We start from the raw sequence: 15,014 nt of genomic DNA on the forward strand, positions 1-15,014 counted from the left end.
CGGGATGCGGGTGCTGGCCACCGCGGGCCATGTCGACCACGGCAAGTCCGCGCTGGTGCGGGCGCTGACCGGGATGGAACCCGACCGGCTGGAGGAGGAGCGGCGCCGCGGACTGACCCTGGACCTGGGCTTCGTGTGGACCCGGCCCGAGGACGGTGGCGAACCGCTCGCCTTCGTCGACGTGCCCGGCCACGAGCGCTTCGTGGCGACCATGCTGGCCGGCGTCGGACCCGTGCCCGCCGTGCTGTTCGTGGTGGCCGCCGACCAGGGCTGGCAGCCGCAGTCCGAGGAGCACCTGGCGATTCTCGACGCGCTCGGTGTCCGCCACGCCGTGCTCGCCGTCACCCGCAGCGACCTCGCCGACCCCGCCCCGGTGTGCGCCGAGGCCCGGCAGCGGATGGCTCGCTCCAGCCTCGGCACCGTGCCGGCGGTCGCGGTCAGCGCCGTCACCGGCAGCGGGCTGGACCGGCTCCGCGCCGAGCTGGACCGGCTGGCCGCCGCCCTGCCCGTGCCGCCCGCCGACGCCGACGTGCGCTTCTGGCTGGACCGCGCCTTCACCGTCCACGGCCACGGCACCGTCGTCACCGGCACCCTCGCGGCGGGAACCCTGCGCGTCGGCGACCGGCTGGTCACGGGCGACGGCACCGCCGTCGCCCGGGTGCGCTCCCTGCAGTGTCTCCACCAGGAGCGGACCGCCGTCAGCGGGGTCGCCCGGGTCGCGGTGAACGTGCACGGCTGCCCCGATGGCGTGCTGCGCCGCGGCCAGGTCCTGCTCACCCCCGACCGCTGGCTGCCCACGGGGGTGACCGACGTCCGGATCACCGGGGAGCCGGCTGCCGACCTGCCGCGGGCGGTCATGCTGCACATCGGCACCGCGGCCGTTCCCGTGACCGTCCGCCCGCTGGGCGAGGACACCGCCCGACTGACGCTGAGCCGGCCGCTGCCGCTGCGGGTCGGCGACCGCGCGGTGCTGCGCGAACCCGGCGGCACCCGCCCGCCCAGCGCCGTGACCGTGCTCGACGTGTGCCCGCCGCCGCTGACCCGCCGGGGCGCCGGCCGGGCCCGGGCCAAGGAGCTGGCCACGATGACGGGATGCCCCGACCCCGCCGCCGAACTGCGCCGCCGCGGCCTGGTCCGCCGGTCGCAGCTGCGCGCGATGGGTGTGCCCGCGTCCGGCGATCCCGTCACCGGCGACTGGCTGGCCGACCCCGCCCACTGGGCGCGGCTGCGGGAGCGGCTGGCCGCCGAGGCCGAGGAGCACGCCCGGCGCAACCCCCTGGAACCGGGCCTGCCCACCGAGGCGGCACGCCGGCTGCTGGAGCTGCCCGACCGCCGCCTGGTCGACGCCCTCGCCGCCACCCCGGGACATCCCGGACTCACCTGCCGGCAGGGCCGGCTGTACGTCTCCGGCAGCCTGCGGCCCGCCCTGCCGCCGACGGTCCGGGAAGCCGTCGACGCGGTGCGCCGCGACCTGGAGAAAGCGCCGTTCCGGGCACCCGACGCCGGCCGCCTCGCCGAACTCGGCCTGCACCACAAGGCGTTGGCCGCCGCTGTCGCCGCGGGCGCGCTGCTGCGCGTCACCGACGGCATCGTCCTGCTCCCGGGCGCGGACGAGCAGGCCGCCGCCGTGCTGCGGAGCCTGCCGCAGCCCTTCACGCTCAGCGAGGCCCGCCGGGCCCTGGACACCACCCGCCGGGTCGCGGTGCCGCTGCTGGAACATCTCGACGCCCGCGGCTTCACCGAACGCGTCGACGACCAGCACCGGCGCTGCCGCGAGGACGATGACGCACGGCAGCCGGGCCCGGCCTGATCCGGGCGCGGCCTAGGGCAGTTTCGGCGGCACCGACTCGTTCGCGCTGCTCAGGGCGTCCTTGTCGTGCTCGAGGACCCGACGCAGCGCCTCGGCGTAGGCGTCCGGCGGCAGCTCGGCGCACCCCGGCGCGCCCTCCTTCCTTTCGAGGAGTGCCTCGGTGCACGCGGCGATCTCCTCCGGGGAGGCACTGCGCGTCAGCAGACTCCAGTCGGGCTCCGGCGTGGGGGTGGAGCTGCGGGTACAGGCACCCACGGCGAGACATGCGGCGACGAGCAGGACAGCGGCGGTGCGGCGCATCTTCCCCCCGTTCCGACGCGTTTGACGGTGCGTGAGGCGGGTTACAGGTCGGCGCAGACACGCTGCGGCAGCGGAGGCGGACGGGAATCGAACCCGCCTGCCCGAGATCCTCGGGCACCTCGGTTTTGAAGACCGGGAGGGCCACCAGGCACCCACACGCCTCCACCGCCCGTCAGGCTACCGGAAGGATCCGCCATGACCACCACCCGCGCAACACCCGTACGGCTCACGCAGTTCGCCCACGGCGGCGGCTGCGCCTGCAAGATCCCGCCCGGCGAACTGGAGGACGTGCTCACCGGCCTCACCGCCACGACGTCGGCCGTCGGCGCCCCGCTGCTGGTCGGGCTCGCCACCGGTGACGACGCGGCCGTCGTCCCCCTCCCCGCGCCCGCAGGCGGCCCGGCCCGGGCCCTGGTGTCCACCGCCGACTTCTTCACCCCGGTCGTCGACGACCCCTACGACTTCGGGCGCATCGCCGCCGCCAACGCGCTGTCCGACGTGTACGCCATGGGCGGCCGTCCCGCGGTCGCCGTCAACCTGCTGGCCTGGCCGCGCGACGTGCTGCCCTTCGACCTGGCCCGCGAGGTGCTGCGCGGCGGACTGGACATCGCCGCCGAGGCCGGCTGCCCCGTCGGCGGTGGGCACAGCGTGGACGACCCCGAACCCAAGTACGGCATGGCCGTCACCGGACTGGCGGACCCGGCGCGGCTGCTGCGCAACGACACCGGCCGGCCCGGGACGCCGCTGTCGCTGACCAAACCCCTCGGCATCGGGGTGCTGAACAACCGTCACAAGGCCACGGGGGAGCGCTTCGAGCAGGCGGTCGCCGCGATGACGACGCTGAACCGGGAGGCGTCCGAGGCGGCCCTGGCCGCCGGCGTCACCTGCGCCACCGACGTCACCGGCTTCGGACTCCTCGGCCACCTGCACAAACTGGCCCGCGCCTCGGGTGTGACCGCCGTGGTGGACACCGCGGCCGTGCCGTACCTGGACGGTGCCCGGGAGGCCGTCCGGGACGGCTACGTCAGCGGCGGCACCCGGCGCAACCTGGAGTGGGTCGCCCCGCACACCGACTTCGGCGACACGGACCCGCACACCCGCCTGCTGCTCGCCGACGCCCAGACCTCCGGCGGTCTGCTCGTCGCCGGGGAGATCCCCGGCGCGCCCGTGATCGGGGAACTCGTGCCGCGCGGACCGCACTCGATCGTGCTGCGGTGAGACGCTCGCGACTCCCGGCGCCCCGTCACATCTCGGTGCCCGTCCGGTCGTCGATGCCCGCCCGCACCCGGTAGGCGCGCACCAGAGCCGGGGCGGCCGGACCCCGGGGACGGCGCCCGGGGCGGATGTCCACGGCGAAGGCCTTCGCCTCCTGGATGTGCGTGTTCGGATCCAGGGACAGATGCAGCAGCTCGTTCGCCGCGTCACCGATGCTGTGGCCGTTCGGCCCCCAGTGGTAGGGCAGGCCCACCTGATGCAGGGTGCGGCCGTGCACGGTCAACGGGGGCATGCGGTCGGTCACCAGCACCCGCGCCTCGATCACACCCCGGGCGCTGACGATCGTCGCCCACCCGGTGTGCTCCAGCCCGCGCTCGGCGGCCAGTTCGGGGGGTACCTCGCAGAAGAACTCGGGCTGGAGCTCCGCGAGATACGGCTGCCAGCGCGACATGCCGCCGGCCGTGTGATGCTCGGTGAGCCGATAGGTGGTCGCCACGTACGGGAACACCTGCGCGCCGGGCTCGTCGCCGCTGGGCTGGTAGCGGTTGTCGGGCAGGGACGGCGTCAGATGGCGCACCGGGTTGCGCTGCTGCCGGTACAGCAGGTTCACGAACGGCGAGTCCTGCGGCTCGTAGTGGGTGGGCAGCGGGCCGTCGGTGAGCCCGGACGGCACGTACAACCAGCCCTTGCCGTCGGCCTGCATGACGAAGGCGTCGGTGCCCGACAGCGCCTCGGCGGCCCGGGCACCGGGCGGTGGCTGCCAGGACGGAGGACGCTCCGCGGGGAAGTCCGGGATGTCGTGGCCGGTCCACTGCCCCCGCTCCGCGTCCCACCACACCAGCGCCTTGCGCTCGCTCCACGGCCTGCCGTCCGGATCGGCCGAGGCCCGGTTGTACAGGATCCGGCGGTTGGCGGGCCACGCCCACCCCCACTCGTCGGCGACCCAGTTCTGCTCCCGGCCCGGGGTGCGGCGGGCCGCCTGGTTGACGCCGTCGGCGTGGACACCGCAGTAGATCCAGCAACCGCACGTGGTCGACCCGTCGTCCTTGAGCTGCTCGTAGGAGGCCAGCGGGTTGCCGTCGGCGTCCCATCCGTTGATCTCGGCGAGCACCGCCTCGGCGTCCGGTTCGGCGATCGCACCCTTCACCGGGTAGTCCCACGTCAGGTCGAGCACGGGCCGGTCCATCGGGTCGGTGGAGCCGGCCAGCTTCTCCCGGACGATCCGGCCCAGGTGGTAGGTGAACCACAGGTCGCTGCGGGCGTCGCCGGGCGGTTCGACGGCCTGGTGGTGCCACTGCAGCAACCGCTGGGTGTTGGTGAAGCTGCCGTCCTTCTCGGTGTGCGCGGCGGCCGGCAGGAAGAACACCTCGGTGCGGATGTCCTCGGTGCGCAGCTCGCCCGACTCGATCTCCGGGCCGTCCTTCCACCAGGTGGCCGACTCGATCAGCGAGAAGTCGCGCACCACCAGCCAGTCCAGGTTGGCCATGCCCAGCCGCTGCAGCTTGGCATCGGCCGAGCCCACCGCCGGATTCTCCCCGTACAGGACGTAGCCCTTGCAGACGCCGTCCAGCTGGGCCAGCACCGTCTCGTAGGTGGAGTGCGAGCCGGTCAGCCGCGGCAGATGGTCGAAGCAGAAGTCGTTGTCGGCGTCGGCGGCGTCGCCCCAGTACGCCTTGAGCAGGCTGACCAGGTAGGCGCGCATGTCGCCCCAGAAACCCTTGCGCTGCGCCTCCGCTCGCACGAACGACTCCAGATCCTGGTGTTCGTGGGCGTGCGGCATCGGGATGTATCCGGGCAGCAGGTTGAACAGGGTCGGGATGTCCGTGGACCCCTGGATGGAGGCGTGTCCGCGCAGCGCGAGGATGCCGCCGCCGGGGCGGCCGATGTTGCCGAGCAGCAGCTGCAGCACGGCGGCCGCACGGATGTACTGCACGCCGACGGTGTGCTGGGTCCAGCCGACCGCGTAGGCGAACGCGGTGGTGCGGTCCCGCCCGGAGTTCTGCGTGACCCACTCGCACACCTGCCGGAACAGGTCCTGCGGCACCCCGCAGATCCGCTCGACCGCTTCGGGTGTGTAGCGGGCGTAGTGACGTTTGAGCACCTGGAACACGCACCGCGGGTGGGTCATCGTCTCGTCCCGCTCGGGTTCGCCCTCCCCGATGTCCGCGCCGCCGGACCCGTGCGTCTCCCCGCGGGCCGCCTCGTCGACCGAGCGTCCGCGGCCGGTGCGCCGTTCGTCCTCCGCGTCGCGCTGTCCAGCGGCCGCCTGCACCTCCATGCCCTGGTACTGCCAGGAGGCGGTGTCGTAGCTGCGGTGCTCCGCGTCGAGCCCGGAGAACACGCCGTCGAGGTCCTCGGTGTCCCGGAAGTCCTCGCGGAGCACCACGGGCCCGTTGGTGTAGGCCACGACGTAGTCACGGAAGTACAGGTTGTTGCTCAGCACGTAGTTGACGATCCCGCCGAGGAAGGCGATGTCCGAGCCGGCCCGCAGCGGCACATGCAGATCCGCCAGCGCACTGGTCCGGGTGAACCGCGGGTCGACGTGGATCACCTTCGCGCCGCGGGCCTTCGCCTCCATCACCCACTGGAACCCGACCGGATGGCACTCGGCCATGTTCGAGCCCTGGATGACGATGCAGTCCGCGTTCTGCAGATCCTGCTGGAAGGTGGTCGCGCCGCCGCGGCCGAACGAGGTTCCCAGACCGGGAACGGTGGAGGAGTGTCAAATACGGGCCTGGTTCTCGATCTGGATCGCCCCGAGCGCGGTGAACAACTTCTTGATCAGATAGTTCTCTTCGTTGTCCAGGGTGGCTCCGCCCAGGCTGGCGATGCCCAGGGTGCGCCGGGTGCGCACCCCGTCGGCCTCCCACTGCCAGCCCGCACGCCGGGCCGCGATCACCCGGTCGGCGATCATGTCCATCGCCGTGTCCAGGTCCAGATGTTCCCACTCGGTGCCGTACGGCCGCCGGTGGAGCACCCGGTGCTCACGGGCGTCGCCGGTGGTCAGCTGCAGACTGGCCGAGCCCTTGGGGCACAGCCGGCCCCGGGAGACGGGGGAGTCGGGGTCGCCCTCGATCTGCGTGACCCGCCCGTTCTCCACGTACACGTCCTGGCCGCAGCCCACGGCGCAGTACGGGCACACCGACTTCACCACCCGGTCGGCCGAGGCCACCCGCGGGGTCAGCCGCGCGGTCCGGTCGCTTCGGGCCGCGGCCCCACGGCCCAGCGGGTCGGTGCCGGTGAGCTGGCGGTACACCGGCCAGGAGCCGATCCAGGTGCGTACGCCCATGACGTGAGCCCTTTCGCGTGCGTCCTCGCGCCGGACGCCCGGTCCGTGCGTCGTCCTGCCGACGATGGTCGCGCGGCACGTGGCGGCCGGCATCCGCGACGCCGGCGGTCGCCCCGGCCCCACTGCCGGTGCGGCCGCCGGACCCCGCTCGTCCCCAGCCTTTCGACACCCACGGGTGCCCCCGGCGGCGGCACACCAAACGGCCACACGCTCCTCGCACGTCCGGCGTGGGCCGCGCTTCAGCCTGACCGGGCCCGCAGCCGCTCCCGCTGCGGCACCACCGTGTACGCCGGGTCCTGGGCGGACGCCACCCCCGCGTGGAACACCCCGAACCGCAACGCCGCCGAACCGGTCAGCAGCGCCGCCCCGGCCACCGCCGCCGGCACCCGGCGGCCCAGGTGACGCCCCACGCCCGCCCGGCCGACGGCCTCCGCGCAGGCGGCCAGGGCGGCACCGGCCGTGGTGAGCAGTTCCGCACCCCGCAGCAGCCGGTGCGGCCGGCCCTGCTCGAACGGCTCGGCCACCAGCCCCATCCGCCGCTTCATCAGACGGAACGCGCCCAGCTCCGCGACGGCACCGAGCACCGCCATCCGCCGGGCCGGGCCCGTCTGCGCGGGCGGCGCACACACCAGGGCGAGCCCGGCCGCCGCGGCCGCACCGGAGCCGGCGAACACGAACGGCAGCTCCCGGTACCCCTCGTGCCACGACGGCACCGCCGTGTCGGACAGCAGCACCGCGGTGTACGTGGCCACCGCCGGACCGAGCACCGCCGAGGCCGCCGTGGCCCCCGCACCCGGTCCCCGCAGGCGCCCCGTGACATCGGCGGCCGCGGCGGCCACGGTCAGCGGCGCGTATCCGGCCAGCAGCCAGGAGCCGAGGTTCATCGGCGAGGTGGGTTTGACGACCCGGAGCATGTTCACGAACCGGGCCGGTCGGCCCAGGTCGTGCACCAGCGCCCCCAGCGACACGGTGATCGCGCCCGCCGCGCCCAGCTTCGCCACCCGTGCCAGCCCCGGCCGGCCGGTGACCTGGCCCCCGGCCGCGAGCAGCGACGACGCCCCGGCCAGACCGCCCAGGAACAGATAACCGGCGATGTCCAGCGCCTTCCACGGCGGCGCCTTCAGCACCGGCCTGCCGTAGTACGACGAGAAGTGCGCCTCGGGAACCACCGGCCGCTCGCCCCGCTGGCCCCGCCGCCGGCGCCGACGCCGCCCGGCGTGCGCACCGGTGACGGCCTCCCGCCCATGCCGCGCACCTTCCACCCCGTTGCGGGTGACGTCCGACTCGCTCACCGGGGCCTCCTGACGAAACTGGCCACGCCCAGCGCGGCGAGCGAGACGGCGGCCAACGCCGCCTGCTTCCACATCGCGGGCAGATCCCGGGTGGTGACGACCGGATCCGGCGGCAGCCCGTACACCTCCGGTTCGTCGAGCAGCAGGAAGAACGCCCCGTCGCCGCCGACACCGTCCTCAGGACTCTCTCCGTACAGCCGCGCGTTGGCCACCCCGGCGGCGTGCAGCTGCGCCACCCGCGCCGCCGCCCGCTCCCGCAGCTCCTCGAGCGGGCCGAACTGGATGGAGTCCGTGGGACACGCCTTGGCGCAGGCCGGCTCCAGGCCGGCGCCCAGCCGGTCGTAGCACAACGTGCACTTGAAGGCCCGTCCGTCCCCCTCCCGGCGGCCGACAACCCCGTACGGGCAGGCCGGCACGCAGTACCCGCAGCCGTTGCACACGTCCTCCTGCAGGACGACGGTGCCGAACTCCGTGCGGAACAACGCCCCCGTGGGGCACACGTCCAGGCAGGCCGCCTGCGTGCAGTGCTTGCACACGTCGGAGGACATCAGCCAGCGCAGCTCGGTGCGTCCGCCGGTCGCCGCCGGTGGATCCTCCCCGGCGGGGGCCCCGGCCGGCGCGCTCCTCGGCGCGGAGGTCCCGGTGCCGGGGGAGGTGCCGAGGGCGCGGGCGGCCTCGAACACGTCCGGGCCGGCGGGCACCGGCCCCGGTTCCCGACCGCCCGGCGGTGTGCGCTGCTCGACGAACGCCACATGCCGCCAACTGTTCGCACCCAGTCCCTGGGTGTTGTCGTACGACATGCCGGTCAGCTCCAGACCGTGCCCCGGCACCCCGTTCCACTCCTTGCACGCCACCTCGCACGCCTTGCAGCCGATACAGACGGAGGTGTCGGTGAAGAAGCCCATGCGGGGCGGGGGACCACGGTGTCCGGCCTCCCGCGCCACGTCCGCCCGCGGGCCGTGCGGCAGGCTCCGGTGCGTGTCCGGCGGGGCGCCGCCCGCCGGGTCCGCGGCCGTCCGCTCGCCGTCGTTCATCCGCGCCTCCTCGGCTCAGCGCTCGCGGGGCCCGGTGCCCTCGGGCCTCGGCCGGGCGGGCGGAACCTCCGCTCGCGGCACCCGCCCGTGCCGCCGACCGGCACGGCGGCCGCCACGGCCCGTGCCCCTGGGCCCTTTCACGAGCCTGGCACGGGTGCCCGCGGGGCGCGCGCCGGAAGCGGCAGCACGACGTCCGCATCGGGCATCGCCGTCACGCACGGCACACCCGGGCCGTCGGGCAGCCGTCGGCGCACCCCTGCGCCCTGCGGCTGCCGTGGCCCGCATCGGCGGCGACCGGCGTCCGTCGGCAGGGCGATGATCAGGGCCGTGGCGGCAGGTGGGCGTTGTGCCAGGCGATGGCGCGGCGGATCTCCGGCTCATGCAGCCCCGTGCGGCAGCCCAGCTGTGTCATGGTGAGCACCGGCGTGCCCGCGTTGAGCTCGCGCTCGATCTTGGCCGCCCACAGTTCCTCCTGCACGAAGGGCCGCGCCCGGTACTGCTCGCGCAGGGCCGTCAGGTGCTGCTCGCAGCAGGCCGTCAGCAGCCGCAGGCCGTCGTACGCGTCGCGGCCGGGCAGCGCCGCGGAGGAGTCCGGCACATAGGTGGACACCGTCCGCTCCGGCGGGAGGGTGACACCGCACAGGTCGCACAGGTCCAGCGGCAGCGGTTCGGCCGCCCGTGCGTGCCGCTTGCGTCCGCGCATCTCAGCCTCCCCGCCTCGGCACCGGATGGGACTGGCCCAGAAAATACGCGTTGCCCGCTGGTGCGCGGATCAAACCCCGTGCGCCGGAGGTGTCCGTATCTGCCCGGTGGGGTGGCCGGGCGGTCAGCCGAGTGCCCGGTACACCGCGGCGGTGGTCAGCCCGTACGCCAGGTGCGGGACGACGTCCGACACCCAGGACGTCACGTCCCAGGAGGTCGGGTCGGTCAGCCGCAGCGTGATCGCCGGCGCGTCGCTGCCGGCCATCGCGGCGGCGCCGAGCAGCGGCCCGCCCACCAGAACCGGCAGAGGAGGCCGCCGGCGGTGCAGCAGCCCGTACACCGTCCCGGTGACGACCCCCGTCGCGTAGCCGAGCAGCGCGCCGACCGCCTGAGCGCGGTTGTCCCTGGTCTCGGTGCTGCCGCCCAGCGGCACCCCGGCCCCGACGGCGAGGCGTTCGGCCACCTGGGCCGGCAGACCGCTGGGGGACCGGCCGCGCACCAGCATGTCGCCGTAGGTGACCACGTCGAGCACCAGGGTTCCGGCGGCGCCGGCCAGCAGGCCTTTGACCATCGCGTGCATGGGGGCTCCCTGACTGATGTCCGTAGACTCTGCGCGAAGATCACTCGGTCGAAAGCGTCGGGCCCCGGCCGGGCGGTGCGTCCGCGCCTGGTCCGGTCAGGAGGAGTACCCGTATGAGCGACACCCTGCCCGTCACCCTCGACGACGTCCGCGACGCCGCCCGGCGCATCGAGGGCGTGGGACACCGCACCCCCGTCCTGCGCTCCCGCACCCTGGACGCCCTGGCCGGCGCCGAGGTCCATGTGAAGTGCGAGAACTTCCAGCGGATCGGTGCCTTCAAGTTCCGCGGCGCCTACCACGCCGCCTCCCGGCTGTCCGCCGGCGAACTGGCCCGGGGGATCGCCGCGTATTCCTCCGGCAACCATGCCCAGGCCGTGGCCCTGGCCGCCCGGGAGCTGGGCACCCGCGCGGTGATCCTCATGCCGGAGGACACCCCCCGCTCCAAGCGGGAGGCGACGGAGGGCTACGGTGCGGAGGTCGTCACCTACGACCGCTACACCGGCGACCGGGTCGCCCTCGGCCGGGCGCTGGCCGAGGAGCGCGGACTGGCGCTCATACCTCCTTACGAGCATCCGCACGTCATCGCCGGGCAGGGCACCGCCGCGCTGGAACTCATCGAGGAGGCCGGCGAGCTGGACGCGCTGATCGTGCCGGTCGGCGGCGGTGGGCTGATCGCCGGCAGCGCCACGGCCGGCAAGGGCCTGCTGCCCGGGTTGCGCGTGGTCGGGGTGGAACCGCAGGCCGGCGACGACACCCGGCGTTCCCTCGACGCGGGCCGCCGGGTGTCCGTTCCCGTGCCCAGGACCATCGCGGACGGCCTGGCCGCCGACACCCCCGGCGAGCTGACCTTCTCGATCAACCGCCGCCTGGTGGACGGCATCTGCGTGGTCAGCGACGACGAGATCCGCGAGGCGATGCGGTTCGCCTTCGAGCGCCTGAAGATGGTCGTCGAGCCCAGCGGTGCCTGCACGCTCGCCGCGCTGCTGGCCCGTCGGGTGGAGAACCTCCCGCGCCGGGTCGGTGTCGTCGTCTCCGGCGGCAACATCGACACCGCACGTTTCGCCGAGATCCTCGGCGGCTGAGCGGACGTGGACCGTCCCGTGCGCGGCGCGGGGCCTCAGCTCCACAGGGGGTAGCTCACCTGCTGGCCGTACCCGGACGGACGGCCGTCCGTGAAGCGCAGAGTGATCTGGGTGTACTGCTTCACCTGCGGGTTCTTCTTCCAGGGCGCGGGCTTGGCCAGTCGCACCTCGACCGGATACGAGTGGAACCGGCCCGCCGCGCAGTACGGCTTGCAGTCGTTGACCAGGCTCGTGCCCCTGGCCACCGCGGCCTTGTCGTCCCACTGGGACCAGCGAAGATCGGCCAGGCGGCTGTTGCCGTCACCGCAGGCGAGGATGAACGCGTCCGGCCGGGCCTTGGCCTTCCAGAAGCAGTCGACGAGCACCGGGTGCCCAGGGTCCCGGTCCGCCGGCGCCGGGGCGGCCGATGCCGTGCCGAACCCCGCGGTGAACAGCCCGGCGATGACGAGGGTGACTGCGGTCCGCACTGAGTGTGTGCCCATGTCCGCTCCCGTCCGAGGAAGTCTGAACCGTCTACGACGCTACGACCGCGTCCGGCGGCGCACCACTCGGACGGGGGAAGCCACCCGGACGGAGCACACGCGCGCCGGAGGGGGACCGGGCGGTGTCAGGCGGGGGTGTGCCGGTGCGAGGGCGTCTGCTGCCGGGGCTCGGAGACGTCGGCGACCGGCTGGCAGACGGCGCACAGCAGGTGGTCGCCGTCACGGGTGATGACGGTGCCCCAGCCCCGGCAGTGCTCGCAGTCACGTGCCCGAGCGAGGTCGGGACGGGGAGGCGGGGCGGGGGTGCGGCGGGCTCCGTGCGCCATGCGGGGCTGACTCCTCCACAGCTTCGAACCTGTTTGTCCCATTCTGGTCGGCTCTCGTCGGGTGTCCAGGTGTTTGTCCCGTGCACAGGGCTGTCGACCCGCGGTCTCGTCGTGCCGGGGACCTGGGGCCGTGCCGGACGGCCGGGCCCAGGGGGACCTTCGGGCCCGGTGCGGGGCCCGGCCGGGCCCGCGGGGAGGGGTCAGCCGTCCTGTCGGTCACGTACGCCGTCGACGCCGAGGGGCAGGTGGCGTGGGCCGCGCAGCACCGGGCTGGGCCGGTAGGGCGGCGGGTCCTGCAGCAGACGGGGGCCGTCCAGGCGGCGGGCCAGCTCGGTGAGCGCGATCTGGGCCTCCAGCCGGGCCAGGGGAGCGCCGAAGCAGATGTGCACCCCGCTGCCGAACCCGAGGTGCTCGTTGTCCGACCGGTCCGGGTCGAACCGGTCGGGGTCCGCGAACCGCTCCGGGTCGCGGTTGCCGGCGGCCAGCATCAGCCAGATCCGGGCGCCCTCGGGGATCGTCACGCCGTGCACCTCGATGTCCGTGATGCAGGTGCGCGAGGGCAGCAGCTGCACCGGCGGCTCGTAGCGCAGCAGCTCCTCCACGACCGGCACGGCGTACGCGGCGTCCTCGCGCAGCCGCTCCAGGTGCTCGGGGTGGCGCAGCAGCGTCAGCATGCCGTTGGCGATGAGGTTGACCGTGGTCTCATGGCCGGCGATGAGCAGCAGCACCGCGGTGCTCAGCACCTCCATCGTCGACATGGAGCCGTCCGGGCCCCGGCCGGCCGCCAGGTCGGACAGCATGTCCTCGCGGGGCCGGCGGGAGCGTTCCTCCACCAGCCCGGACAGGTACATGCCCAGCTGGACCCGGGCCTGCTGCGCGGCCCGATGGGCGGGCGCCGCCGGGTCGTGGCGGGTCTCGGGGTCCAGTCCGGCGACGATCACGTCGACCCAGCCGCGGAACCGTGGCTCGTCCTCGCGGGGCACCCCGAGCAGTCGGCAGATCACGGTCACCGGGAAGGGGTAGGCGAACGCGTCGACGAGGTCGATCTCGCCGCCGCCGGCCGCGTCGGACGCCAGGTCGTCGAGCAGCGCGCCGACGATGCCGGCCAGCTCGTCCCGCATGCCGTCGATCCGGTGCGGCCGGTGCGGCGGCCCGAAGGCGCTGTTGGCGATGCGCCGCAGCCGGTCGTGCTCGGGCGGATCGAGCCGGATGAAACTGGGCGGCAGCACCGTGCCCTCCGGCTCCGACAGCTCGTCGTCGCCCCGGTCGGTCAGCCGGCGGTCGTCGGAGCTGATCCGCGGGTCGTGCAGCAGGGCGAGGATGTCGTGGTAGCGGCTGACGGCGTACGCGCCGCCTTCCTCCTCGTGCAGCACCGGTGTGCGGCGCAGCTCCTCGTACAGCGGATAGGGGTCGGCGCGCGAGGCGGGGTCGGTGATCCGGCGCAGCAGCGAGGAGTCCGTCATGACAGGTCCCAGAGTGTCGAGGCCACGGGTGGAGGGCAGGGCGTCGGTCACGGGCGGGCCGGGGTGAACACCAGCCGCCGCTCGGAGGGGGCGTAGCCGCTGACGGTCACGGTCGGTCCGTGCGTGGGCAGGGACGGGTCGGGGAATCCGGCCGGGACGGGCCTGCGCCCCTCGGGCCGTCGGTCCACCGTGGTGAACTCCACCGGGAACGGCGCACCGGTCTCGATCAGCTGTTGGTAGAAGTCCAGCCACCGGGTGTTGTCGAAGCTCACCGCGGCGATCACCCGGCCCCGGTGGCCGTACACCCCGACGAACCGGCGCTCGGCGAGCGACCCCTGAGTGATCATGATCTCGGTGCCCATGGACGGCACACCGATGGACTTGATGTTCACCCCGAACTGCGACGACCAGAAGGCGGGCACCCACAGGTGCGGGCGCCGGTCGGAGGCGCCGCTGATCATGTTGTGCGCGGCCACCTCGGCCTGCGCGACGGCATTGCCCCAGTGCTCCAGCGACAGGAACTGGTAGCCGAACAGCGGGTGCGGCGAACGGGCGACGTCACCGGCCACGAACACGTCGTCGGTGACGATGCCCCCGACGTCGAAGGCCCGGCAGCCCGCGTCGCAGGCCACCCCGCGCGGTCCCGCGGCCAGCCCGGAGCCCGCCAGCCACTCGGTGTTGCGGACCGCGCCGAGCGCGACCACCACGACGTCCGTCTCGACCACGCTGCCGTCGGACAGGTGCGCGGCCCGCACCCGGCCGACACCGTCGCCCTCCAGGGCGGTGACCTGGACGTTCGTGCGCAGGTCCACTCCGCCTTCCCGGTGCAGGTCCGCGGCGACCGCGCCGACGACCGAGCCGAGGGCGCCCACCAGCGGCGCGTCCGCGCGCTCGGCCACGGTGACCGCGAGGCCCTGCTGCCGGCAGGCGGAGGCGATCTCCGACCCGGTGAAGCCGGCCCCGATGACGAACACCCGGCGCGGCGACGCCTTCAGTCTGCGGTGCAGCCGGACCGCGTCGTCCCGGGTGCGCAGCACGAACACCCCGTCCAGGCGGGCCTGGTCCTCGTCGGGCCAGGGCCGGGCGCGCACCCCGGTCGCGATCAGCAGCCGGTCGTAGGGCACCTCGCCGCCGTCGGCCAGCCGCACCCGTCTGCCCGCGAGATCCAGCCCGATCGCGGCCACGCCCAGCCGCCACTCCGCGTCGAGCTCACGGCGCCGCGGCAGCTCGGTGCGGTCCGGGGCGGCCCGCCCGAGCAGCACCGCCTTGGACAGCGGCGGCCGGTCGTACGGCGGATGGGGTTCGTCGCCGATCATGGTCAGGGAACCGGTGAAACCCTCCGCCCGCAGGGTCTCCGCGGCGCGCAGCCCGGCCAGCGAGGCGCCGACGACGACGATGCGGCCCTCGCGCCGCAGCCACTCGTGGTACGGCTCGTGCAT

13 protein-coding genes and 1 tRNA gene are annotated in these 15,014 nt (G+C 74.3%); 3 read left to right on the top strand and 11 right to left on the bottom strand.

Going from position 1 to position 15,014, the window contains the following annotated elements; all coding sequences use genetic code 11:
• The first annotated feature begins 4 nt into the window (after positions 1–4).
• Positions 5–1,810 (top strand): selenocysteine-specific translation elongation factor, encoded by a 1,806-nt coding sequence (locus tag OG899_RS25205; RefSeq protein ID WP_125496404.1) that lies wholly within the window; start codon positions 5–7, stop codon positions 1,808–1,810.
• Between the two features lie 12 nt (positions 1,811–1,822).
• Here the strand turns inward: OG899_RS25205 and OG899_RS25210 are convergent, their stop codons facing one another.
• Both OG899_RS25210 and OG899_RS25215 read right to left on the bottom strand, forming a co-directional pair.
• Positions 1,823–2,110, bottom strand: a complete 288-nt coding sequence (locus OG899_RS25210) for a hypothetical protein (protein ID WP_125496403.1) — start codon at positions 2,108–2,110, stop codon at positions 1,823–1,825.
• 70 nt (positions 2,111–2,180) lie between these two features.
• Positions 2,181–2,274, bottom strand: a tRNA-Sec gene (locus OG899_RS25215).
• A gap of 31 nt (positions 2,275–2,305) precedes the next feature.
• Here OG899_RS25215 and selD point away from each other — a divergent pair.
• Positions 2,306–3,328, top strand: coding sequence for a selenide, water dikinase SelD (selD, locus tag OG899_RS25220; protein ID WP_125496402.1), 1,023 nt, complete (start codon positions 2,306–2,308; stop codon positions 3,326–3,328).
• Between the two features lie 25 nt (positions 3,329–3,353).
• Here the strand turns inward: selD and fdh are convergent, their stop codons facing one another.
• The 5 genes from fdh to OG899_RS25245 form a co-directional block, all read right to left on the bottom strand.
• On the bottom strand, positions 3,354–6,614 hold the full coding sequence (gene fdh, locus OG899_RS25225) for a formate dehydrogenase (RefSeq protein ID WP_406311167.1): 3,261 nt from the start codon (positions 6,612–6,614) through the stop codon (positions 3,354–3,356).
• A 239-nt stretch (positions 6,615–6,853) separates the two neighbouring features.
• A complete protein-coding gene (nrfD, locus tag OG899_RS25230; RefSeq protein ID WP_189343496.1) occupies positions 6,854–7,906 on the bottom strand; it encodes an NrfD/PsrC family molybdoenzyme membrane anchor subunit in 1,053 nt (350 codons plus the stop codon).
• Complete coding sequence (locus tag OG899_RS25235; protein ID WP_125496399.1) at positions 7,903–8,940, bottom strand: 4Fe-4S dicluster domain-containing protein; 1,038 nt, start codon at positions 8,938–8,940, stop codon at positions 7,903–7,905. Before OG899_RS25235 ends, nrfD begins: the two co-directional genes overlap by 4 nt.
• Before the next feature lie 319 nt (positions 8,941–9,259).
• The gene (locus OG899_RS25240; RefSeq protein ID WP_125496398.1) at positions 9,260–9,643 is read right to left on the bottom strand and encodes a hypothetical protein; all 384 of its coding nucleotides are present in this window, start codon (positions 9,641–9,643) and stop codon (positions 9,260–9,262) included.
• A gap of 123 nt (positions 9,644–9,766) precedes the next feature.
• Positions 9,767–10,222, bottom strand: a complete 456-nt coding sequence (locus OG899_RS25245; protein WP_168131978.1) for a hypothetical protein — start codon at positions 10,220–10,222, stop codon at positions 9,767–9,769.
• A 113-nt stretch (positions 10,223–10,335) separates the two neighbouring features.
• Here OG899_RS25245 and OG899_RS25250 point away from each other — a divergent pair, with 113 nt between their 5' ends.
• Positions 10,336–11,304, top strand: coding sequence for a pyridoxal-phosphate dependent enzyme (locus tag OG899_RS25250; protein WP_168131979.1), 969 nt, complete (start codon positions 10,336–10,338; stop codon positions 11,302–11,304).
• A 35-nt stretch (positions 11,305–11,339) separates the two neighbouring features.
• Here OG899_RS25250 and OG899_RS25255 read toward each other — a convergent pair whose 3' ends face one another.
• The 4 genes from OG899_RS25255 to OG899_RS25270 form a co-directional block, all read right to left on the bottom strand.
• The gene (locus OG899_RS25255; RefSeq protein ID WP_125496395.1) at positions 11,340–11,786 is read right to left on the bottom strand and encodes a hypothetical protein; all 447 of its coding nucleotides are present in this window, start codon (positions 11,784–11,786) and stop codon (positions 11,340–11,342) included.
• A 125-nt stretch (positions 11,787–11,911) separates the two neighbouring features.
• Complete coding sequence (locus tag OG899_RS25260) at positions 11,912–12,112, bottom strand: hypothetical protein (protein ID WP_125496394.1); 201 nt, start codon at positions 12,110–12,112, stop codon at positions 11,912–11,914.
• A gap of 200 nt (positions 12,113–12,312) precedes the next feature.
• Positions 12,313–13,575 (bottom strand): cytochrome P450, encoded by a 1,263-nt coding sequence (locus OG899_RS25265; RefSeq protein ID WP_125496393.1) that lies wholly within the window; start codon positions 13,573–13,575, stop codon positions 12,313–12,315.
• 47 nt (positions 13,576–13,622) lie between these two features.
• Positions 13,623–15,014 (bottom strand): NAD(P)/FAD-dependent oxidoreductase, encoded by a 1,392-nt coding sequence (locus tag OG899_RS25270; protein WP_168131980.1) that lies wholly within the window; start codon positions 15,012–15,014, stop codon positions 13,623–13,625.

It is taken from the genome of Streptomyces thermoviolaceus (assembly GCF_045209695.1).
Taxonomy (GTDB): domain Bacteria; phylum Actinomycetota; class Actinomycetes; order Streptomycetales; family Streptomycetaceae; genus Streptomyces; species Streptomyces thermoviolaceus.